We start from the raw sequence: 20,809 nt of genomic DNA on the forward strand, positions 1-20,809 counted from the left end.
GCGACACGCCGGGCGTGTCGCAGCGCAACCCTGCGCGCGGGCTCGGCGGGCGGACGTCCGCGACGGCCCCGCTTCCATTTAGTTGAAGCATCAACTATTCTGGAGTCAGAGGTCGGCACCCGGCCCTGGACGGAGGACACCATGACTGACCACACCACGAGCGTTCCCGGCACGGACGCCACCGGCTTCGCGACCAAGGACCTGCTCTCGGCCGAGACCTCGATGGACGCCGTGACGCTGCACGTCGCCGACCTCGACCTGATGACCCGCTACTACCGTGACGCACTCTCCCTCGCGGTGCTGGCGCCGACGGACGCGCTGCTCGCGGCGATCCCGGGCGCCGGGACCGGCTCGCGCGACGAGACCGTGGTCCTGGGGCGCGGCGCGACGCCGCTCGTGGTGCTGCGCCGCGGCAAGGACCTTCCCCTCGCCCGCCGCGGCGAGGCGGGCCTGTTCCACACGGCCCTGCTGTTCGACGACGCCCCCGCCCTCGCCGCGGCCGTCGCCTCGGTCGCCCGCACCGCGCCCAGCACGTTCGTCGGCAGCGGCGACCACCTGGTCTCCGAGGCGTTCTACTTCACGGACCCCGAGGGCAACGGCGTCGAGCTCTACCACGACCGCCCGCGCGAGACCTGGACCTGGGAGAACGGCCAGGTCGCGATGGACACCCTCTACATCGACCCGAACGCCTTCATGCAGCAGCACCTCACGGACGAGGCGCTCGAGCGGGCGCTGTCGACCGACGTCGTCGGACCCGACGACACCGTGGTGGGGCACGTGCACCTGCAGGTCGGTGACGTCGCCACGGCCCGCGCGTTCTACGTCGACACCCTGGGGTTCGAGGCCACCGCCTCGCTGCCCGGTGCCCTGTTCGTCTCGGCGGGCGGGTACCACCACCACATGGCCATGAACACGTGGAACAGCCGGGGTGCGGGGCCGCGCGCCTCGACGCTCGGGCTGGGGCAGGTCGCGATCGCGGTGCCCACCGAGGACGACGTCACGGCGCTCGCCGACCGGCTCGCCCGCCGGGGCGTCCAGATGCGTCACGACGGCGCGACGCTGCGGTTCGACGACCCGTGGAAGAACCTCATCGAGGTCTCGGTGCGCTAGGCCGCCCGGTCTCCACCGCTGGGTGCGGAGAAGTCGTCGTCGGGGGCGACCCCGGCAGCATCGGCTCCGCACTCAGCGCTTCGAGGGCTCCTCGTCGCGCTCGATGCCCAGGCGCCTGGCGAACAGCCGACGCTGCACGACCCAGCCGGCGAGGGCCAGCGCGACCCACGCGAGGAACGACACGACCTGCTCCCACCCCGGCGCCGGGTCGCGCAGGAACCCCAGGGAGTCGGGGGAGACCCGGCCCAGGCCGCCCAGCACGATGCCCGCACCACCGATGGTCGTGAGCCACAGCAGGGCCCGGCGCCGGTACCGGTCCGCGAGGAACCCGCACGCCGCCGCGACCGCGACGACGATGATCGCCGCGAGCACCCAGTTGCCCGAGTCTCCCGAGACCGTGCCGTAGAGCTTGGCGCCGATCACCGCGCCGGTCACGATCCCGATGAAGAACGCGGCGAGCTTGAACACGAACGCCACCGCGATCCAGGCGACGAGCCCGCCCAGGACGCCGATCAGCAGCGCGGTCGACTGGCTCGCACCGAACAGGTCGCCGAGCATCCAGCCGAGGCCGAACCCGGACGTGATGACCGCGAGATGGACCGAGCCGACGCCGAGGAAGCACAGGAGCAGCCCGACGGCGACGATGACGAGACCTGCGACGACCGGGTCCACGGCGACCTCCTGGCGTGAGGTGGGCTAGTGCTTGGCCTTGATGACCATGACGGGAGCGTGGGCGTCGAGCAGGACGCGTTGCGTGGTGCTGCCGAGGAGGAACTTGCCGACGGGGGAGCGCTTGCGCGAGCCGATCACGACGAGGCTCGCGGCGAGGCGCTCGGCCTCGTCGAGGATCGCGACGGGCGGGTCGACGCGCGCCTCCCGGTAGGTCACGGTCGCGGCGGGCGTGCCGACGGGCAGCGCGTCGAGGAGGTGGGCGAGGTCCGGCGGGAGCGGCGGGTCCTCCTGCGGCGGGCCCTCGAGCGGGGTGAGCACGAAGACCGCCAGGGGGAGCGCTCGCCGGACCGCCTCGGCGGCGGCGGCCCGCAGAGCGGCCTCGCCCTGTGGCGAGTCGTTGTAGGCCACAAGTACGGTCATCGCCGCGGTGCTCCTCGTCCGTCGTGCCCGGGTCGACGGGCAGATCGCGTGTGATCTGAACTCTCTCATACCGCGCGAGACCGCGCAGCGATCGGCGGCGCGTCGCGGCTCCCCGCCCGACGGCGCCGCTCGCCGACGGGGCCGTCGGCAGTCCGTCGGTGGCCCGTCAGCGCCCCGGTGGGGCGAGGTCGGCCGGCAGGCTCAGCGACGGCGGGAGCAGGGGGCGGGCGACCTCGTCGACCATCCGGGCGAGCTCGACGTGCCGGGCGTCGTCCATGCGGTCGGCCGGGGCGGTCACGGACAGCGCCGCGACGGCCTGGCCCGCGCGCAGCAGGGGCACGGCGAGGCAGCTGATGCCCGGCTCGTTCTCCTCGGTCTCGGTGGCCCAGCCGCGGGCCCGGGTCGTGCGGAGGATCTCCCACAGCGAGTCCTCGGTGACGGGGCTCTCGTCCCCCGCAGCCGCCGCGTACCAGGACATCGCGGACCGGTCGGTGGGGCGGAACGCGAGCAGGGCCCGGCCGAGGGCCGTGGTGGCGGCGGGTCGTCGTCGCCCGATCGCGGACCACACGCGCACGGCCCGGGCGGGCTCGACCTTGTCGAGGTAGACGATCTCCGGCCCGGACAGCACGCCCAGGTGGATGAGCTCGCCCGACGCCTCGCAGACCGCCGTGAGCGCGGGGGTGAGCAGCGCGGGCAGGTGCTCCTCGCCGAGGAAGACGGTGCCGAGGGCGGTCGCGGCGGGGCCGAGGCGGTAGGCGCCCGTCGTCGGGTCCTGCTCGGCGTACCCGCGGAAGCGCAGCGCGGCGAGCGTGCGGTGCAGCGAGGTCTTGTTGAGACCGAGGCCGGTCGCGAGGGTCCCGAGCGCCAGTCCGGTCGGACCGGCCGCGGCGAGGTGCTCGAGGGCCAGCAGGGCCTTGTCGACCGAGCCGAGCGGGCTCGCGGACGGTGCGTCGGCGGGACCGGGGGCGCCCGTCGCGCCGCCGGCGGGACGGGCTACCACGTGATCGCACCAGCCGGGTAGGGTGGTTTCGTATTCCAGAACATCCGTTCACTATAACGAAACGCGAGGCCTCATGTCACCCGCTGCGCCCCCGACCGACCTCCAGGAGCTCTTCGCCAGGGTCCGTGTCGTCCCCGTGGTCGTCGTGGACGACGAGGCCCAGGCGCTCGCGCTCGGCACCGCCCTCCTCGACGGCGGCCTGCCCATCGCCGAGATCACGTTCCGCACCGCGGGTGCCCGTGCCGCGATCGCCGCGGTCACCCGTGAGCTCCCCGAGCTCGTCACCGGGGCCGGGACCGTCATCAACGCCGAGCAGGTCGACCAGGCCGTCGACGCCGGCGCCCGCTTCCTCGTCTCGCCCGGCCTGAGCGCCGACGTCGTGCGCCGCGCCCAGCACCACGGCCTGCCGATCTTCCCGGGCGTCGCGACGCCGTCGGACATCATGGCGGCCCTCGCCCTGGGGCTCGACGTCGTCAAGTTCTTCCCCGCCGGGATCAACGGCGGCGTGCCTGCGATCAAGGCCCTGTCCGCCCCGTTCCCCGGCCTGCGGTTCGTCCCGACCGGCGGCGTGAGCGCCGCGAACGCGACCGAGTACCTGTCGGTGCCCTCGGTCCTGGCCGTGGGGGGCTCGTGGATGGTCGAGAAGGCGCTCGTCGAGGCCCGCGACTTCGCCGAGGTCACGCGCCGCTCCGCCCAGGCCGTCGCGCTCGCGGCCTCCCTGACCACCGCGGCGCCCGCCGCCACCGCCCACGCCGTCGCCGGAAAGTGAGAGCCGACATGACCCGCACGACCCCCCGCCCCGCGGGCGCACCGCTGAACCTGCGCCCCGCCGCGGACTGCACCTACGACGTCGTCTCCCTGGGCGAGGTCATGCTCCGCCTCGACCCGGGCGAGCGCCGCATCAAGACCACGCGCTCGTTCGACGCGTGGGAGGGCGGCGGGGAGTACAACGTCGCGCGCGGCCTGCGCCGCTGCTTCGGCCTGCGCGGAGCGATCGTCACGGCGCTCGCGGACAACGAGGTCGGCCGCCTGGTCGAGGACCTCATGCTCACGGGAGGCCTGGACACGAGCTGGGTGCAGTGGGTCCCGTACGACGGGATCGGCCGCACGGTCCGCAACGGCCTCAACTTCACCGAGCGCGGCTACGGCGTGCGCGGGGCCGTGGGCGTGAGCGACCGCGGCAACACCGCGATCGCCCAGATGAAGCCCGACGACGTCGACTGGGACGAACTGTTCGGCCGCGGCGTGCGATGGCTGCACACGGGCGGGATCTTCGCGGCCCTGTCCGCGTCGTCCGCGGACGTCGCCGAGGCCGCGATGAAGGCCGCGCGCCGGCACGGCACGATCGTCTCCTACGACCTCAACTACCGCCCGTCGCTGTGGCAGGGCATCGGCGGCAAGGCCCGTGCCCAGGAGGTCAACCGCCACCTCGCGCAGTACGTCGACGTCATGATCGGCAACGAGGAGGACTTCACGGCGAGCCTCGGCTTCGAGATCGAGGGCGTCGACGAGAACCTGACGGACCTGGACACCGCGGCGTTCCGCGCCATGATCGAGACCGCGGCCGCCGAGTACCCGAACTTCCAGGTCATCGGCACCACCATGCGTGCCGTGCGCTCCGCGACCCGCAACGACTGGGGGGCCGTCGCGTGGTCGCGCGTCCAGGGCTTCGCCGAGGCCACGCACCGCGCGGACCTCGAGATCCTCGACCGCGTGGGCGGCGGAGACTCGTTCGCCTCGGGGCTCGCGTACGGGCTCATGGAGCTCGGCTCGATCCAGGAGGCCGTGGAGTACGGCGCCGCGCACGGCGCGATCGCGATGACCACGCCGGGCGACACGTCGACGGCGTCGCTCGCCGAGGTCCGCAAGCTCGCCTCGGGCGGGAGCGCGCGCGTCCAGCGCTGACCCGCACCTCCCGGCGGCGCCCAGGACCGGCCGGGCGTCGACCAGAGCGCGCACGGGGGTCCCCGACGGTCGAGGACCCCCGTGCCGCCGCGACCCGTCGAGAGGTCCGCCCGCTCGCGGGCCCGCCCCGCCCGGTGGTTCCCGGCGGCACGCCGAACGACATGCCGCGCGGTCCGCGGGGGTCGCGGCTAGGGTGGACGAGCACGGACAGATCGGACACAGCCCGCCAGCAGCCCACGTGGCTCGGCGAGTGCGAGGAGGCACACGTGGTGCAGCGCGGTGAGGTGCCACTTGGCCGCCTCCCGCGGCGCACGGTCGACGCGCCCTCCGACATCGCCCGCGCCGTCGAGCACGCACGCATCCTGCGCGGGGCCGGGGACCCGACGGGCGCGGCCCGCATCCTCGACCGGGCCTTCGACGCCGAGGGCGTCCGGACCCGGACCGTCTCCGAGCGGCTGCGCTTCCGCGCCCTCGTCCTGCGGGCCGACCTCGCGCTCCAGCTGCACGACGACGCCGCGGCAGCCAGGTTCCTCGCCGGCGCCGAGGCGCTGCCCCTGCTCGCCGACGCGCTCGCCGCGCTCGACGACGACCTGCACCTGGCCGAGGAGCTGCGCGAACGCCTCGACGCCGACTGACCGTCGCTCGTCCCTGCCGTCAGGGTTGCGTCAACACCCGCCCGGCCCCCGTCAAGAACCCGTCAACGCCCGCTCCGGACGTCCCGGCAGGGCCTAGACCTGGGGTGTGCGCAGGAGCTGCGCACCGGCACGCGCCCCCACGCCGACCGCGAGCACCCGCTCACGATCCCGTGGTGCCGCCCGCCGCACGACGTCCGAAGGCAGAACTCCGATGGCCGACCTGGCCTACATCCTGCTGACCGTGGTGTTCTTCGCCACCGTCGGCCTCGTGGCGCGACGCCACGGCTCCTCCGGGGGGTCCTCGTCATGACGGTCCTCGACTGGGTCGGGCTCGGCGCCGTCGTGGTGCTGCTCGGCTACCTGTTCGTCGCCCTGCTCCGCAGCGACAAGGTCCGGTGAGCGCGACCGTGCTGACCCAGACCAGCGTGCTGATCCAGACGACGGCGACCCAGGCGGTCGGCGAGGTCGCGTCGCAGCAGCCCGGCGTGTGGCTCGCCGTCGGGCAGATCGCCCTGCTGCTCCTCGCGCTCGCCGCGGTGCACGCCCCGCTCGGCGCCTACATGGCCCGCGTCTTCACCTCCCCGCGCCACCTGCGCGTCGAGAAGGCCGGGTACCGGCTCATGCGCGTCGACCCCGACGCCGAGCAGAGGTGGAGCACCTACCTGCTCTCGCTGCTCGGCTTCTCGACGGCCTCGCTCCTGCTCCTCTACGGGCTCGCCCGGCTCCAGCAGCACCTGCCCATGAACCTCGGGTTCTCCGCGTTCGACCCGGCCGGCGCCTGGAACACCGCCGTCTCGTTCGTGGCCAACACCAACTGGCAGTGGTACTCGGGCGAGGCCGCCGCGGGGCACCTGCTCCAGATGGCCGGGCTCGCGGTGCAGAACTTCGTGTCAGCGGCCGTCGGCATCTCGGTGGCCGTCGCGCTCGTCCGCGGCTTCATGCGCTCGGGCACCGACGGGCGCGTCGGCAACTTCTGGTCCGACCTGACCCGTACCTGCGTGCGCATCCTGCTCCCCATGGCGTTCGTCGGCGCGCTCGTCCTGCTCGCCACGGGCGTCATCCAGAACTTCGACGCGCACACCGCGATCGACACCGTCGCCGGAGGCACGCAGCACGTGCTCGGCGGCCCTGTCGCCTCGCAGGAGGTCATCAAGGAGCTCGGCACCAACGGCGGAGGGTTCTTCAACGCCAACTCGGCGCACCCCCTCGAGAACCCCAGCCCGTTCTCCAACCTGTTCGAGATCTTCCTCATCCTCGTGATCCCCTTCACCCTGCCCCGCACGTTCGGCCTCATGGTCGGCGACAAGCGCCAGGGCTGGGCGATCCTCGGGGCCATGGGCGCGCTGTGGTTCGTCTCGGTCGCGCTCATCACCTGGGCAGAGATGGCCGGGCCCGGCGCCGCGCCCCTCGCCGCGGGCGGCGCCATGGAGGGCAAGGAGACCCGCTTCGGCCTCGCCGCGAGCGCCCTGTTCGCCGCGTCCACCACGGGCACCTCCACGGGGGCGGTCAACGCGATGCACGACTCCCTGACCGCGCCGGGTGGCGGCGTCACGATGTTCACCATGATGCTCGGCGAGATCGCGCCGGGCGGCGTGGGGTCGGGCCTGTACGGGATGCTCATGCTCGCGATCGTCGCGGTGTTCGTCTCGGGGCTCATGGTCGGGCGCACGCCCGAGTACCTGGGCAAGAAGATCGGCCGACAGGAGATCACGCTCGTGGCGCTGTACATCCTCACGGTCCCGTTCCTCGTGCTCGTCGGCACGGCGCTCGCCATCGCGCTGCCCGCCGGGCAGGTAGGCATCCAGGAGGCCGGGCCGCACGGCCTGTCCGAGGTCCTGTACGCGTTCACGTCCGCGGCCAACAACAACGGGTCGGCGTTCGGCGGGCTCACGTCCGGGACGCCCTTCTACAACACGGCCCTGGGCGTCGCGATGCTCGCCGGCCGCTTCATCCCCATCGCCCTCGTCCTGGCCCTCGCCGGACGCTTCGCCTCCCAGAGGACGGTCCCCGCCACCGCGGGCACCCTCCCGACGCACCAGCCGCTGTTCGTGGGCGTGCTCGGGACCGTCGCCCTGGTCGTCGTCGGGCTCACCTTCGTCCCCGTGCTGTCGCTCGGTCCCATCGTGGAGTCGCTCTCATGAATCCCTCTTCTTCCGTCACTCCCTCTGGGCGCGTCCCCGCGGGGGGCGGGGCGGGTCTTCCCGAGGACCTCGTTCCTCGGTCCTCCGCCAGACCCGCCACGACCCGCCCCGCCCCCCGCGGTGACACGCTGCTCGATACGTCGGACGCGGTGCTGCTTCCTGTCGCTGGGGGCGCACCAGGTGCTGTCGAGGGAGGAACCGCCGATGCCGTGGGCGGTTCCGGCTCGGCTGGTCCGACCGGCGGCCGCAAGGCCGGGCCCGGGCGCAGCGCGTCGCTCTCGTGGGCTCAGGTCAAGGCTGCGCTGCCCGGCGCGTTCCGCAAGCTCGACCCGCGCGAGCTGGTGGCCTCGCCCGTGCTGTTCGTCGTCGAGCTCGGGGCGGCGGCCACCACGCTGCTCGCGGCGTTCGACCCGAGCGTGTTCGCCTGGTCCATCGTCGTGTGGCTGTGGGCGACCGTGCTGTTCGCGACGCTCGCCGAGTCGGTCGCGGAGAGCCGGGGCAAGGCGCAGGCGTCGAGCCTGCGCGCGACCCAGCAGCAGACGACCGCGCGGCGCGTCATGGCTCCGTCCGACACGCTCGCGTCGGGGACGGGCCTCGCGGGGCTCCCGACGGCGGAGGTCCCCTCCTCGACGCTGGCCGTCGGGGACGTGGTGGTCGTCCGGGCGGGCGAGACGATCCCCGGTGACGGTGACGTCGTCGAGGGGGTCGCGTCGGTCGACGAGTCCGCGATCACGGGCGAGTCGGCCCCGGTGATCCGCGAGTCGGGCGGCGACCGGTCCGCGGTCACGGGCGGGACCGTCGTCCTGTCGGACACGATCGTCGTGCGGATCACGGCCCCCGCGGGCCACACGTTCGTCGACCGGATGATCGCGCTCGTCGAGGGGTCGGAGCGGCAGCGCACGCCCAACGAGATCGCGCTCAACATCCTGCTGACCTCGCTCACGATCATCTTCCTGCTGGCCGTCGTGACGCTCCAGCCGTTCGCGGTGTACTCCGGCTCCAAGCAGTCGATGATCGTCCTGATCTCGCTGCTCGTGTGCCTCATCCCGACGACCATCGGGGCGCTGCTGTCCGCGATCGGCATCGCGGGCATGGACCGCCTGGTCCAGCGCAACGTCCTCGCGATGTCGGGTCGCGCGGTCGAGGCCGCGGGAGACGTCGACGTCCTGCTGCTCGACAAGACCGGCACCATCACGTACGGCAACCGTCAGGCGTCCGACCTGCTCACGGTCGGTGACGTCACGACCGTGCAGCTCGCCGAGACAGCCCGGCTGTCCTCGCTCGCGGACGAGACGCCCGAGGGCAAGAGCATCGTGGCCCTCGTGCGCGAGCGGTACGGCCTGGGGGAGGGGCCGGCGGACCGGGCGGACGACGTCGCCGGCGCCGAGATGGTGCCCTTCACGGCGCAGACCCGCATGAGCGGGATCGACGTGCCGCTGCCGGGTGGGCGCGTGCGACGCATCCGCAAGGGGGCCGGCAGCGCGGTCCAGCGCTGGGTCCGCTCGACCGGCGCGACCACCGAGGGGACGACGGCCGAGCAGCTCGCAGCCCACGTCGACGCCGTGAGCTCCTCGGGCGGCACCCCGCTCGTCGTCGCCGAGCAGGTCGGCGAGGGCCCGGCACGCGTGCTGGGTGTCGTCCACCTCAAGGACGTCGTCAAGGCGGGCATGCGCGAGCGGTTCGACGAGCTGCGCGCCATGGGCATCCGCACCGTCATGGTCACGGGCGACAACGCCGTGACCGCGCGGGCCATCGCCGCGGAGGCGGGCGTCGACGACGTCCTGGCCGAGGCGACGCCCGAGGACAAGCTCGCGCTCATCCGGCGCGAGCAGGCCGGCGGGCGGCTCGTCGCCATGGCGGGCGACGGCACCAACGACGCACCCGCCCTGGCCCAGGCCGACGTGGGCGTCGCGATGAACACCGGGACCACCGCCGCCAAGGAGGCGGGGAACATGGTGGACCTCGACTCCGACCCGACCAAGCTCATCGAGATCGTCGAGATCGGCAAGCAGCTCCTCATCACGCGCGGGGCCCTGACGACGTTCTCTATCGCGAACGACATCGCGAAGTACTTCGCGATCCTGCCCGCGATGTTCATGGTCGTGTTCCCGCAGCTCGCGGTGCTCAACGTCATGCGCCTGTCGAGCCCCGAGTCGGCCATCCTGTCGGCCGTCGTGTTCAACGCGCTCGTCATCCTGGTGCTCATCCCGCTCTCGCTGCGGGGCGTGCGGTACCGGCCCTCGTCGGCCTCCGCGATGCTGCGCCGCAACCTCCTGGTCTACGGCGTGGGCGGCCTCGTGGCCCCGTTCGTCGGGATCAAGCTCATCGACCTCGTGATCTCCCTCATCCCCGGGATTGGCTGACATGCCTGGAACCTCCTCCACCCTCGCGCGTCCCTCGGCCTCGGCCGGTGCCGCCTCGCTGTTCCGCCAGACCCTCGCCGGCCTGCGCGTCCTGCTCGTCCTGACGCTGCTCCTGGGCGTGGCGTACCCGCTCGCGGTGTGGGGCGTCGGGCAGCTCGCCCTGCCGTGGCAGGCGAACGGGTCGCTCGTGCGCAGCGACGGCACGCACGCCACGTCGATCACCGACACCGGCGCGGACGGGGCGCCCGTCGTGGGCTCGGCCCTGATCGGTCAGGACTTCGCCGCGGCCGACGACGCCGAGCGCTGGTTCCACGGCCGCCCCTCGGCCGCGGGCGACGGGTACGACACGCTCGCGTCGGCGGGCACCAACCTCGGGCCGCTCAACCCCGAGCTCGTCGCCGCGATCGACGAGCGCCGGGCGGCGCTCGCGGCCCTGAACGGCGTGGACCCCGCAGACCTGCCGGCCGACGCCCTCACGGCCTCGGCGTCGGGCCTCGACCCACACGTCAGCCCCGCGTACGCGGCCCTGCAGGTCGCGCGGGTGGCCGAGGCGAGGGGCCTCGACCAGGCCGTCGTCGCGGACCTCGTGGCGCAGCACACCGCGGGCAGGGACCTCGGTGTGCTGGGCGAACCGCGTGTCGACGTGCTCGAGCTCAACCTCGCGCTCGAGAACTCGGAGAAGATGAACCCATGACGACGAGCGCGAGGCCCTCCGCCGTGGACCGGACGGCGCGGGTGCCCCGTGCCTGAGGGACGCGACGGCCAGGAGGCCGCAGGGTCCGGGAGCCCCCAGGAGGGGCGCCCGGACCCGGGCGCGTCCTCGGGTGGTGAGGGTGCGGCGGTCCGCAGGGCGGGGATGCCCGACGACGCCGCCCGCCGCCCGGGTCTGCTCACCGTGTACCTCGGGGCCGCGCCCGGCGTGGGCAAGACGTTCGCGATGCTCGGCGAGGCCCACAGGCGCCGGGCGCGCGGGACCGACGTCGTCGTGGGGCTCGTCGAGACGCACGGGCGAGCCGCCACGATCACGCAGGTCGGGGACCTCGAGGTCGTGCCGCGCCGCGTCGTGAGCCACCGCGACGTCGAGCTGACCGAGCTCGACGTCGACGCGGTGATCGCCCGCGCCCCCCAGGTGGCCCTGGTCGACGAGCTCGCCCACACCAACGCGCCCGGTTCCCGGCACCGCAAGCGCTGGCAGGACGTGCAGGACCTCCTGTCCGCCGGCATCGACGTGGTGACCACGGTCAACGTGCAGCACCTCGAGTCCCTCACGGCCGACGTCGAGGCCATCACGGGCGTGCGCCAGCGCGAGACCGTGCCCGACCAGGTCGTGCGCGACGCCGACCAGATCCAGCTCGTCGACCTCTCGCCCCAGGCGCTGCGCCGCCGCCTCGCGCACGGCAACGTGTACCGGGCCGAGCAGATCGACGCCTCGCTGTCCTCGTACTTCCGCACGGGCAACCTCACGGCGCTGCGCGAGCTCGCGCTCCTGTGGCTCGCCGACCGCGTCGACGACGCCCTGACCCGCTACTGGGCCGACCACGCGATCGTCGGCACGTGGCCCGCGCGCGAACGCATCGTCGTGGCCGTCACGGGCGGCCCCGAGGGCGAGACGCTCCTGCGCCGCGGCGCCCGCATCGCCCAGCGCGCCGCGGGCTCCGAGCTCGTCGCGGTCCACGTCCTGGCGACCGACGGGCTGCCCAGCGCCCCGCCCGCGGCCATCGCCGCCTCGCGCGAGCTCGTCGAGTCGCTCGGCGGGACGTTCCACACCGTCGTGGGCGAGGACGTCGCCTCGGCCGTCGTCGACTTCGCGCAAGGGGTCAACGCGACCATGATCGTCGTGGGCGTCTCCCGGCACTCGCGCTGGCGCGAGGCGCTGCTCGGGTCGTCGAGCACCGAGATCGCGCGGCTCGCCGGGACGATCGACGTCCACCTCGTCACGCACGAGAAGGCCCGTGCGGGACGGCTGCTGCGCGGCCGGTGGTCGGCGCTGTCCCGGCGCCGCCGTGTCGCGGGGTGGGCCCTGGCCTTCGTCGTCCCGGCCGCGCTGACCGGGGTCTTCTGGCTCCTGCGCGAGGACGTGTCGCTCTCGACCGAGCTCATGCTGTTCCTCGCCGGCTCGGTGGGCGTGGCGCTCGTGGGCGGGCTGTGGCCCGCCGTGGCCGCCGCGGTCGTGTCGTTCCTGTGCCTCAACTGGTTCTTCACGCCCCCGACCGGTTTCCTCACGGTCCAGGACCCCGAGAACCTCCTCGCGCTCCTCGTGTTCGTCCTGGTCGCCGCCGCCGTCGCCTCCGTCGTGGACCTCGCCGCGCGGCGGACCGTGCAGGCGTACCGGGCGAGGGCCGAGGCCTCGACGCTCGCGGCCCTCTCGCGGTCGGTGCTCTCGGGGGAGGACACCGCGCAGGCCATCGTCACGCGCCTCGCCGAGACGTTCGGGCTCTCGCGGGTCGAGCTCGAGACACGGTCGGGGGAGCGGGCCCCGTGGCGCACGGTCGCGAGCACGGGCCGCGCCGAGAGCGCCGGGTCCCCTGCCGACGCCGACCGGACCGCCGCCGAGGACGGCGCGCCCACCGGGGCGCGCTCCGCCGTCGGGCACCTGGACCGCGCCGAGCGCACCGAGCTGCGCGTCGACGACCACCACCGCCTGTCCCTGTGGGGCAGGGCCCTGCCCGCGAGCGACCGCCAGGTCCTCGAGGCGTTCGCGGCGCAGGCGGGGCTCGTCCTCGAGTACCGGCGACTGCGTGAGCAGGCGGCCCAGGCCGCCGTCCTCGAGGAGGCCGACGCGACCCGCACCGCCCTGCTCGCGGCCGTCTCGCACGACCTGCGCACCCCGCTCGCGTCGATCCGGACGGCCGTCGACGGCCTCGCGTCTCCCGACGTCGACCTCGACGCCGAGGACACCGAGGCACTGACCCGGACCATCCAGGACTCGACCGGACGCCTCGAGAAGCTCATCGACAACCTGCTCGACCTGTCCCGGCTGCAGACCGGGAGCGTGCGGCCGGTCCTGCGCGCCGCGTCGGTCGACGAGATCGTGCCGCTCGCGGTCGAACCGTACGGGCCGGGCGTCGTGCGCCTCGACGTGCCCGACGACCTTCCGCTCGTGCGCACCGACCCCGGCCTGCTCGAGCGTGCCGTCGCGAACCTCACGTCCAACGCCGTGCGGCACAGCCCGCCCGGCGAGCCCGTGCGGATCACGGCCTCGGCGGGGCCGCGCGAGATCGAGCTGCGGATCGTCGACACGGGCCGCGGCCTGTCCGACGAGTCCAAGATCCGCATGTTCGAACCCTTCCAGCGCCTGGGCGACACGACCGGTGAAGGGCTGGGCCTGGGGCTCGCGGTCGCCGACGGCCTGGCCCGGGCCGTCGGCGCGAGCATCACGCCCGAGGACACGCCCGGCGGAGGACTGACCATGGTGCTCACGGTCCCGCGCGAGGCACGGGAGGATGACGACGTGAACACCCACGTCGAACGAGACCGCACGGCCGCACCGGACCTGGACGGCGCGGGCGAGAACGACGAGGTGCGCGGATGAGCGCCGACGGCAACCGCGTGCTCGTCGTCGACGACGACCCCGGGCTCGTGCGAGCGCTCGCGATCAACCTGCGCGCCCACGGCTGGGACGTGACTGTGGCCGCGACGGGTGCCGAGGCCCTCGACGCCGCGGCGAGCGCCCGACCCGACGTGATCCTCCTCGACCTCGGGCTGCCCGACCTGTCGGGCTTCGAGGTCATCGAGGGCATCCGTGGCTGGAGCGCCGTGCCGATCGTGGTGCTCTCGGCGCGCCAGCTCGGCGACGACAAGGTCGACGCGCTCGACGCGGGCGCCGACGACTACGTGACCAAGCCGTTCGCGATGAACGAGCTGCTCGCGCGACTGCGGGCAGCGGTGCGTCGTGCGCAGCCCGCCGAGGTCTCCGAGCCCGTCGTCGAGGCGGGGGACCTGCGGATCGACCTGGCCCGCCGCCGGGTGCTGCGGGCCGGGCAGGAGGTCCGGCTCAGCCCCACCGAGTGGTCGCTGCTCGAGGTGCTGGTGCGCCACCGCGGGCGCATGGTCGGGCGGCTGCAGCTCCTGCACGACGTGTGGGGACCCGCGTACTCGGCCGAGACGAACTACCTGCGCGTGTACACCGCGCAGCTGCGTCGCAAGCTCGAGGACGACCCCGCGAACCCGCGGCACATCATCACGCAGCCGGGCATGGGATACCTCTTCGAGGTGTGACGTGCCCGTCGTAGGCTGTGCCCTGCCCCGCCCGCGGGCGTCCGGCGAGACGGGAACCACCGCCGCGCGCCGACCGTTGTGCGTTCGACCCGACGAAGGAGACCCGTCATGCTGTGCCCTCTCGACCAGACCGTGCTCGTGATGTCCGACCGCAAGGGCGTGGAGATCGACTACTGCCCCACGTGCCGCGGTGTGTGGCTCGACCGGGGTGAGCTCGACAAGATCATCGACCGCAGCCTCGAGGCCGAGATCGCCGCCGAGGCCGGTGGCCCCGCAGCAGCGGCCGCGCCGCACGCCTCGACGCCCGTGCAGTACCCGCCGACGCAGCAGCTCCCCGTCCCGCCGCCGCCCGCGCCGTACGGGTACGCGGACGACCGCCGTCGTGACGAGTACCGCGGGGACGACCGCCGTCGTGACGAGTACCGCGGGGACGACCGCCGTCGTGACGAGTACCGCGGCAGCGACCAGTACCGCGGCTCGGACCAGTACCGCAGCGACGACCCGCGCTACCGCAAGCGCAAGAAGAAGGAGTCCTGGCTCGAGGACCTGTTCGACTTCTGAGCCGCCGCGGCGCCGACCCCTCGCGGGGGCGGCGCCGTCGTCGTACCCCTCGACGTGGGTGCCCGCCCGCTGCTCGTGCCCGGGCGCCCTCCCTCCTGCCGATCGGAATGCCATGCCCGTCCTCGACACGTTCTCCCTCGCCGGCCGCACGGCCCTGGTCACCGGCGGGAGCCGGGGCATCGGTCGAGGCCTCGCCCAGGCCCTGGGGGAAGCGGGAGCGCGCGTCGCGCTGACCGCGACGACGCTCGAGGCCGCGCGGGCCGCGGCCGACGAGCTGCGCGGGCTGGGCCTCGACGCGCACGGCTACGAGCTCGACGTGACGGACCGCGAGCAGGTGGACGACGTCGTCGCGCAGGTCGGGCGCGAGGGCGGCGGGGTCGACGTGCTCGTCAACAACGCGGGCATCTCGATCGGGGGCGCGGCCCTGGAGATCGAGGACGACGTGTGGCACCGCACGCTCGCGACCAACCTCGACGGCGTCTGGTACTGCTCGCGCGCCGTGGCCCGGCAGATGGTCGCCGACGGCCGGGGCGGGACGATCGTCAACGTCGGCTCGATGTCGGCGCAGATCGTGAACCGCCCCCGGTGGCAGCCCGCGTACCTGGCGTCGAAGGCGGCGGTGCACCAGCTCACCAAGGGGTTGGCCGCGGAGTGGGCGCCGCACGGGATCCGGGTCAACGCGATCGCGCCGGGGTACATCGTGACCGAGATGTCCCCCGTGGACCGGCCGGAGTTCTACGACGACTGCGTCGCGCCCGCCGCGATGAAGCGCTGGGGGACGCCCGCCGAGCTGGGGCCCGTCGTGGTCATGCTCGCGAGCGAGGCGTCGAGCTTCATGACGGGGGCGGTCGTCACGGTCGACGGCGGGTACACGCTGTTCTGACAGATGGGCCGACCAGGCTGTCGCCCCGGGCGACACCTAGACTCTGGCCTCGTGCGCCAGGTGCTGAAGCAGTGGGTCGACCCGTTCGTCGTGGCTCTTGTCGCCACCATGGTCCTGGGGCTCGTGGTCCCGGTCCCGGCGGAGGTCCAGCGCGTCGTGGACGCGGTCGCGGACGTCGCGGTCGCCGTCCTGTTCCTCGTCTACGGCATGCGGCTGTCCACGTCCGAGGTCTGGGCGGGGCTCAAGAACGTCCGACTGCAGGGCGGCATCCTCGCCGCGACGTACGTGGTCTTCCCGCTCGTGGGCCTCGTGGTGGCCTGGGCCGTGACGCCATGGGTCGGGGAGCCGCTCGCGGCGGGCATCCTCTTCTCGTCGTTGCTGCCGTCGACCGTGCAGTCGTCGGTCGCGTTCACGTCGGTCGCGCGCGGCAACATCGCGGGCGCGATCTGCGGCGCGACGGTCTCGAACGTGGTCGGCATGGTCGTGACCCCGCTGCTCGTGCTGTGGTTCATGTCGTCGAGCGGTGCGACGAGCGGGCTGAGCGGCCTGCGGGAGGTGCTGCTGCACCTGCTCGTGCCGTTCGTCGTGGGGCAGCTCCTGCAGCCGTTCGTGGGGAGCTGGATCCGGGCCCGGCGGTGGCTCACGCTGTCCGTGGACCGCGGCACGATCCTCGTGGTGGTCTTCGGTGCGGTCGCCGCGGCGACGAGCGCGGGCGTGTGGGCGGGCATCTCGGGATGGACGATCCTGGGCCTCGTCGGCGTCAGCGGTGTGATCCTGGCGATCATGCTGGCCGTGACGTGGTGGGGCGGTGCGGGCCTGCGCCTCGGTGTCGAGGACCGCATCGCGCTGCTCATGTGCGGGTCCAAGAAGAGCCTCGCCACGGGGCTGCCCATGGCCGCGGTGCTCTTCCCGGTCGCTGTCGCGGGAACCGTCGCGGTGCCCGTGATCGTGTTCCACCAGCTCCAGCTCATCGTGTGCGCGGTGCTCGCACGGAGGCTGGCGCTGCGCGACGCCGCCTGAGGACGAGGCGCCAGGCGACGACGAGCGCGGCGTCCGGGCTGTGCCAGGCTGTCCCGTGACAGCCCGGACGTCACACCCGACGCGCGTCCCAGCGGTCCGACGGCGTCACGCACCCCAGCCCGCGAAGCGGCCCACGGCGACGAACACCGCGAGCATCAGCAGGACGGTGTTGACCGGGACGGACTGCTTCTCGCCCAGGCGCACGTGCACCGGGATCGCGCCGATCTGCGTGATCGCCAGGCCGACCGCGGCGATCGGGGTCAGGATCGGTGCGATCCCGGTGACCAGCGGCAGGATCAGGCCGAGCGCACCGAGGACCTCGAGCGCTCCGAGCACCCGCACGGACGTGAGGCGCCCGGGCGTGACCCACCGCATCTTCTCCATGAGCTTGCCGGCCGGGGTCGTGAGCTTCATGAGGCCCGCGCCGGCAAAGGCGACGGCGAGCAGTCCTGCGGCGATCCAGAGGGCGATGTTCATCAGGTTCCTTCGAGGTCGTGGCGCGTGGGCGCCAGGGGAGCGTGCTAGTGACCGTCCGTAGGGTCAGTCACTTTTTGTGCCGGAGGACATCATGGGTAACCTGAAGATGGTCTACAAAAGGCACACCGGTGTTCCGGTGGGCACGGAGAGGGAGAGCGCATGACCACGACCACCGAGGGGGCCGGGAGCTCGCCGGGTCGCGACGCGCTCCACGTGCCCGTCGCCGGGGCAGAGCCCGTGCCGGTGCCCATGCCTGCGCCCGGCGGCGGTGGCTGCGGCGCCGATCACGCGACGAGCGAGATCCGACGCGTCCTGGACCGCGTGGGTGACAAGTGGAGCGTCCTCATCCTCGGCACGCTCTCCGGCGGGCCGCTGCGGTTCACCGAGCTCCTGCACGGCATCAGCGGGATCTCCCAACGGATGCTCACGCTCAACCTGCGCCAGCTCGAGCGTGACGGGCTGGTGAGCCGCACGGTCCATGCCGTGGTCCCTCCGCGCGTGGACTACGAGCTCACCGACCTGGGCCGCACGCTCCTGCCGCCCGTCCTGGCCCTGGTGCAGTGGGCCATGGGGAACACCGAGAAGATCCAGGGTCACCGCGAACGCTTCGACGCGAGGAACGAGGAGGCGCGCGGCTGACCTGAGGGCCCCACGCGCGACCGACGCTCAGGCGGTCGGGCGCACCGGGCGAGCCATCTCCACCTCGGGACCGACCGGCCCGGTGAACGTGCGACCCGTCGGGACGAACCCGCAGCGGCGGTAGGCGCCCTGGGCCCGCGGGTTGTCGCGGTGCACGTCGAGCGTCAGCCGGACGAGACCACGCCCGCGAGCCCAGTCGGCGGCGGCGTCGAGGAGCTCGTCGATCACGCCGGCGGACCGGGACCCGGGGCGGACGTAGACCGCGACGACGGCCCGTGCGCCTCGGAGACCGGACGACCGAGGACGTCCGTGGCACTGGGGCCCTGCACCACGACCGTGACCGTCCCGACCCACTCGTCGCCCGCCGTCGCGACGAGCTGGGCCGCCTGGTCGCCCCGGGCCGCCAGTGCCGTGCGCTCCTGCCAGACGGAGTCGGGCTGGGCGGACGCCTGGGCGTACGACGTGAGGAACGCACGGACCGCCTCAGGGTCCTGCAGCGCCTCGAGCCGCAGGTCGCGCGCGCGAGCCCACTCGTCGGCGGCGACGCGTCGCACCACGACCCCCGTCGACCTGCCACCGCCGCCGAGGGGACGGCCGGGAACGTCCTGCCGGGGCACGGGCCCGGTGCCGGCGGGCCGGGTCACCCGGCCGCGACCTGCTCGCGGATCTGGCGCTTGGCACGCAGCAGGATCCCCGTCATGCCGTTGAGGCGCAGGGGGCTCACGGCGTTGGTCAGCCCGATCGTGAACGGGTAGTCGTCGGGGACGGCCAACGCCTGCTCGGGCGTCAGGCCGTCGAGGCCCTGGGCGAGGATCGACGCGAAGCCGCGCGTGGTCGGGGCCTCCGGGGGAGCGGTGGCGTACAGGTGGACGGCACCGCTCTCGACCTCGGCGAACGCCCGGACGGGGGACTGGCACTCCTCGACGCGCTCGAGCAGACCGGGGGAGTTCTGGTAGCGCGCGGGCAGGTCCGGGAGCTCGCGCGAGAACTCCAGGAGGAGCTGGAGGCGGTCGCGCTCCCCGAGGGCGAGGAAGTCGTCGCGGATCTCGGCGAGGACCGGGGGCAGCTCGGTCGCGGCGTCGTCAGTCATCCGTCGATCCTCCCACCCGGGCCGTGCGCCGGCAGCGCCGGACCGCCCAGCGGACGGCTCCGCCGTCGGGCTCCTCGCACTGCGGACGAGGACCCGACCCGGAACCCGCGACACCCGCCCGGCAGCCACGCCCGCCCGGCAGCCACGCCCGCCCGGCAGCCACGCCCGCCCTCGACGAGCGCCGCCCGCGCGCCCTGGATACGTTGGCCCACGAGTGCGCCGACGCACGGCGCCGAGGGACGGAGCGTCATGGGAACCCTGTCGAACGACCTGCGCACGCTGAGCCAGGAGGCGTACGTCTACCTCTACCCGCTCGTGACGATGGACCTGTCCAGGCGTCAGGCGACGAACGTGGAGGCGGGGAAGCGGCCCGGGTTCGGTCCGCCCAACGCGTTCCACCACCTGCGGGAGTTCCCGCCCGCGGACTTCCGTGCCGTCGTGCGGCCCAACTTCGACACGCTGTACTCGAACCTGTGGCTCGACCTGACGCACGGGCCGGTGCTCCTCCACGTGCCCGACACCGACGACCGCTACTACATGCTGCCCCTGCTGGACATGTGGACCGAGGTCTTCGCGACGATCGGGAAGCGGACCACCGGGACGGGAGCGGGGGACTACCTGGTGGTCGGCCCGGACTACGAGGGCGACCTCATGGAGTTCTACGACGACCTGCCGGAGGACGTCGCGCTGATCGTCGCCCCGACCCCGCACGTGTGGGCCATCGGGCGCATCCAGACGAACGGCGTCGCGGACTACCCGGCGGTCCACGCGGTGCAGGACGGGTTCTCGGTGCGGGCCCTGGGGGACCGCCCACCGTTCGAGATCGACCCGGCTGCCGACACGCGCACCGAGCCGTTGCGCCTGGCCGACGCGCTCAGCGCGGTCGACCTCTTCTCCTACGCCACGCGGTTGCTCGACGTGAACCCGCCGCACCTGACGGACTTCTCGGTGCTCGCGCGCATCGGCTCGCTCGGCATCGTGCCGGGCGAGGACTTCGACCCGGGCCAGTTCGACGAGGCCGAGCTCGCGGAGATCGAGGCGGGCGCGACGAGGGGGCGCGAGCTGCTGAGCACCGCGCAGGCCACGCTCGGGACCGTGGCCGACGGGTGGATGCTCTACCGCGACACCATGGGCGTCTACGGGAACTTCTACCTCAAGCGGGCCGTCGTCACGCTCGTGGGGCTCGGCGCCAACCCCGTCGAGGACGCGATCTACCCGCTGCTCCTGACGGACGCCGACGGGCAGGCCGTGACCGGCGACCACGACTACGTCCTGCACTTCGACGCCGACGACCTGCCGCCCGCGGCCGCGTTCTGGTCCGTCACGATGTACGACGCCGAGGGCTTCCAGGCCGCGAACGCGCTGGACCGCTTCGCGCTCGGCGACCGGGACGACCTGCGGTACGGCGCGGACGGCTCGCTCGACCTCTATCTCCAGCACGAGAGCCCCGGTCCCGAGCGGGAGCCGAACTGGCTCCCCGCGCCGAGGGGGCCGCTGGGCGTGACGATGCGGCTCTACGCGCCGCTGCCCGAGGCGCTCGACGGCCGCTGGGTCCCGCCGGCCCTGCGTCGCGTCTGAGCCGCGCCCTCCGGGGCGCGCCCGGCGCGCGCGACGAGTGCCCGACGGCGTGGGCCGGGTGCGCGACCCGGCTCACCGCCGTCGGGCACGGGTGCCC

General features: G+C 73.6%; 22 protein-coding genes. 15 read left to right on the plus strand and 7 right to left on the minus strand.

The genetic code is table 11. The features are described from left to right. Positions 1 to 141: 141 nt before the first annotated feature. On the plus strand, positions 142 to 1,110 hold the full coding sequence (locus tag H9623_RS11035) for a VOC family protein (protein ID WP_227748525.1): 969 nt from the start codon (positions 142 to 144) through the stop codon (positions 1,108 to 1,110). A 72-nt stretch (positions 1,111 to 1,182) separates the two neighbouring features. On the opposite strand, the gene H9623_RS11040 is transcribed toward H9623_RS11035, so the two are convergent. From H9623_RS11040 to H9623_RS11050, 3 genes are all read right to left on the minus strand, one after another. Continuing rightward, entirely contained in the window at positions 1,183 to 1,782 is a 600-nt protein-coding gene (locus H9623_RS11040) for a DUF4203 domain-containing protein (RefSeq protein WP_193720088.1), read from the minus strand. A gap of 24 nt (positions 1,783 to 1,806) precedes the next feature. After that, entirely contained in the window at positions 1,807 to 2,202 is a 396-nt protein-coding gene (locus H9623_RS11045; RefSeq protein WP_193720089.1) for a universal stress protein, read from the minus strand. Positions 2,203 to 2,368: 166 nt separating this feature from the next. After that, on the minus strand, positions 2,369 to 3,202 hold the full coding sequence (locus H9623_RS11050) for an IclR family transcriptional regulator (protein ID WP_193720090.1): 834 nt from the start codon (positions 3,200 to 3,202) through the stop codon (positions 2,369 to 2,371). A gap of 73 nt (positions 3,203 to 3,275) precedes the next feature. Between H9623_RS11050 and eda the strand changes: the two genes are divergently transcribed. From eda to H9623_RS11110, 12 genes are all read left to right on the plus strand, one after another. Then, positions 3,276 to 3,971, plus strand: a complete 696-nt coding sequence (gene eda / locus H9623_RS11055) for a bifunctional 4-hydroxy-2-oxoglutarate aldolase/2-dehydro-3-deoxy-phosphogluconate aldolase (RefSeq protein ID WP_193720091.1) — start codon at positions 3,276 to 3,278, stop codon at positions 3,969 to 3,971. Between the two features lie 8 nt (positions 3,972 to 3,979). After that, entirely contained in the window at positions 3,980 to 5,107 is a 1,128-nt protein-coding gene (locus tag H9623_RS11060) for a sugar kinase (protein ID WP_193720092.1), read from the plus strand. Between the two features lie 266 nt (positions 5,108 to 5,373). Then, on the plus strand, positions 5,374 to 5,742 hold the full coding sequence (locus H9623_RS11065; protein WP_193720093.1) for a hypothetical protein: 369 nt from the start codon (positions 5,374 to 5,376) through the stop codon (positions 5,740 to 5,742). Positions 5,743 to 6,048: 306 nt separating this feature from the next. Further along, entirely contained in the window at positions 6,049 to 6,141 is a 93-nt protein-coding gene (locus H9623_RS11070) for a potassium-transporting ATPase subunit F (protein WP_139107727.1), read from the plus strand. 86 nt (positions 6,142 to 6,227) lie between these two features. Next, positions 6,228 to 7,883 (plus strand): potassium-transporting ATPase subunit KdpA, encoded by a 1,656-nt coding sequence (kdpA, locus tag H9623_RS11075; RefSeq protein WP_193720152.1) that lies wholly within the window; start codon positions 6,228 to 6,230, stop codon positions 7,881 to 7,883. Between the two features lie 209 nt (positions 7,884 to 8,092). Beyond that, positions 8,093 to 10,246 (plus strand): potassium-transporting ATPase subunit KdpB, encoded by a 2,154-nt coding sequence (gene kdpB, locus H9623_RS11080; protein WP_193720094.1) that lies wholly within the window; start codon positions 8,093 to 8,095, stop codon positions 10,244 to 10,246. 1 nt (position 10,247) lies between these two features. Beyond that, entirely contained in the window at positions 10,248 to 10,940 is a 693-nt protein-coding gene (gene kdpC / locus H9623_RS11085; protein ID WP_193720095.1) for a potassium-transporting ATPase subunit KdpC, read from the plus strand. 162 nt (positions 10,941 to 11,102) lie between these two features. After that, entirely contained in the window at positions 11,103 to 13,778 is a 2,676-nt protein-coding gene (locus tag H9623_RS11090; RefSeq protein ID WP_193720153.1) for a DUF4118 domain-containing protein, read from the plus strand. After that, on the plus strand, positions 13,775 to 14,464 hold the full coding sequence (locus H9623_RS11095; RefSeq protein WP_193720096.1) for a response regulator: 690 nt from the start codon (positions 13,775 to 13,777) through the stop codon (positions 14,462 to 14,464). Before H9623_RS11090 ends, H9623_RS11095 begins: the two co-directional genes overlap by 4 nt. 108 nt (positions 14,465 to 14,572) lie before the next feature. Then, on the plus strand, positions 14,573 to 15,025 hold the full coding sequence (locus tag H9623_RS11100; protein ID WP_193720097.1) for a TFIIB-type zinc ribbon-containing protein: 453 nt from the start codon (positions 14,573 to 14,575) through the stop codon (positions 15,023 to 15,025). Positions 15,026 to 15,137: 112 nt separating this feature from the next. Continuing rightward, on the plus strand, positions 15,138 to 15,908 hold the full coding sequence (locus H9623_RS11105) for an SDR family NAD(P)-dependent oxidoreductase (RefSeq protein WP_193720098.1): 771 nt from the start codon (positions 15,138 to 15,140) through the stop codon (positions 15,906 to 15,908). Between the two features lie 51 nt (positions 15,909 to 15,959). After that, positions 15,960 to 16,928 carry a bile acid:sodium symporter family protein gene (locus H9623_RS11110; RefSeq protein WP_321575402.1) on the plus strand — a complete coding sequence of 323 codons (969 nt, stop codon included), beginning with the start codon at positions 15,960 to 15,962 and terminating at the stop codon, positions 16,926 to 16,928. A 105-nt stretch (positions 16,929 to 17,033) separates the two neighbouring features. On the opposite strand, the gene H9623_RS11115 is transcribed toward H9623_RS11110, so the two are convergent. Continuing rightward, positions 17,034 to 17,405: a DoxX family protein gene (locus H9623_RS11115; RefSeq protein ID WP_193720100.1), complete on the minus strand. Its 372-nt coding sequence runs from the start codon at positions 17,403 to 17,405 to the stop codon at positions 17,034 to 17,036. Positions 17,406 to 17,564: 159 nt separating this feature from the next. On the opposite strand from H9623_RS11115, the gene H9623_RS11120 reads away from it, so the two are divergent. Continuing rightward, positions 17,565 to 18,044, plus strand: a complete 480-nt coding sequence (locus H9623_RS11120; protein WP_227748526.1) for a winged helix-turn-helix transcriptional regulator — start codon at positions 17,565 to 17,567, stop codon at positions 18,042 to 18,044. A gap of 27 nt (positions 18,045 to 18,071) precedes the next feature. Here H9623_RS11120 and H9623_RS20015 read toward each other — a convergent pair whose 3' ends face one another. From H9623_RS20015 to H9623_RS11130, 3 genes are all read right to left on the minus strand, one after another. After that, positions 18,072 to 18,272 carry a GNAT family N-acetyltransferase gene (locus H9623_RS20015; RefSeq protein WP_321575403.1) on the minus strand — a complete coding sequence of 67 codons (201 nt, stop codon included), beginning with the start codon at positions 18,270 to 18,272 and terminating at the stop codon, positions 18,072 to 18,074. Further along, positions 18,269 to 18,598 carry a hypothetical protein gene (locus H9623_RS20020; RefSeq protein WP_321575404.1) on the minus strand — a complete coding sequence of 110 codons (330 nt, stop codon included), beginning with the start codon at positions 18,596 to 18,598 and terminating at the stop codon, positions 18,269 to 18,271. Before H9623_RS20020 ends, H9623_RS20015 begins: the two co-directional genes overlap by 4 nt. An 86-nt stretch (positions 18,599 to 18,684) precedes the next feature. Next, complete coding sequence (locus H9623_RS11130; protein WP_193720101.1) at positions 18,685 to 19,134, minus strand: SufE family protein; 450 nt, start codon at positions 19,132 to 19,134, stop codon at positions 18,685 to 18,687. A 249-nt stretch (positions 19,135 to 19,383) separates the two neighbouring features. Between H9623_RS11130 and H9623_RS11135 the strand changes: the two genes are divergently transcribed. Then, complete coding sequence (locus H9623_RS11135) at positions 19,384 to 20,712, plus strand: DUF1254 domain-containing protein (protein ID WP_193720102.1); 1,329 nt, start codon at positions 19,384 to 19,386, stop codon at positions 20,710 to 20,712. The last annotated feature ends 97 nt before the right edge of the window (positions 20,713 to 20,809 follow it).

Origin of the sequence: Oerskovia douganii (genome assembly GCF_015142735.1) — a bacterium.
Taxonomy (GTDB): Bacteria; Actinomycetota; Actinomycetes; order Actinomycetales; family Cellulomonadaceae; genus Oerskovia; species Oerskovia douganii.

Coding starts and splice junctions, on each gene's coding strand:
- H9623_RS11105 (WP_193720098.1), top strand. CDS start 15,138: ATGCCCGTCCTCGACACGTTCTCCCTCGCCGGCCGCACGGCCCTGGTC.
- H9623_RS11130 (WP_193720101.1), bottom strand. CDS start 19,134: ATGACTGACGACGCCGCGACCGAGCTGCCCCCGGTCCTCGCCGAGATC.
- eda (WP_193720091.1), top strand. CDS start 3,276: ATGTCACCCGCTGCGCCCCCGACCGACCTCCAGGAGCTCTTCGCCAGG.
- H9623_RS11070 (WP_139107727.1), top strand. CDS start 6,049: ATGACGGTCCTCGACTGGGTCGGGCTCGGCGCCGTCGTGGTGCTGCTC.
- H9623_RS11060 (WP_193720092.1), top strand. CDS start 3,980: ATGACCCGCACGACCCCCCGCCCCGCGGGCGCACCGCTGAACCTGCGC.
- H9623_RS11100 (WP_193720097.1), top strand. CDS start 14,573: ATGCTGTGCCCTCTCGACCAGACCGTGCTCGTGATGTCCGACCGCAAG.
- H9623_RS11035 (WP_227748525.1), top strand. CDS start 142: ATGACTGACCACACCACGAGCGTTCCCGGCACGGACGCCACCGGCTTC.
- H9623_RS11120 (WP_227748526.1), top strand. CDS start 17,565: ATGACCACGACCACCGAGGGGGCCGGGAGCTCGCCGGGTCGCGACGCG.
- kdpC (WP_193720095.1), top strand. CDS start 10,248: ATGCCTGGAACCTCCTCCACCCTCGCGCGTCCCTCGGCCTCGGCCGGT.
- H9623_RS11045 (WP_193720089.1), bottom strand. CDS start 2,202: ATGACCGTACTTGTGGCCTACAACGACTCGCCACAGGGCGAGGCCGCT.
- H9623_RS11115 (WP_193720100.1), bottom strand. CDS start 17,405: ATGAACATCGCCCTCTGGATCGCCGCAGGACTGCTCGCCGTCGCCTTT.
- H9623_RS11090 (WP_193720153.1), top strand. CDS start 11,103: ATGCCCGACGACGCCGCCCGCCGCCCGGGTCTGCTCACCGTGTACCTC.
- H9623_RS11135 (WP_193720102.1), top strand. CDS start 19,384: ATGGGAACCCTGTCGAACGACCTGCGCACGCTGAGCCAGGAGGCGTAC.
- H9623_RS11095 (WP_193720096.1), top strand. CDS start 13,775: ATGAGCGCCGACGGCAACCGCGTGCTCGTCGTCGACGACGACCCCGGG.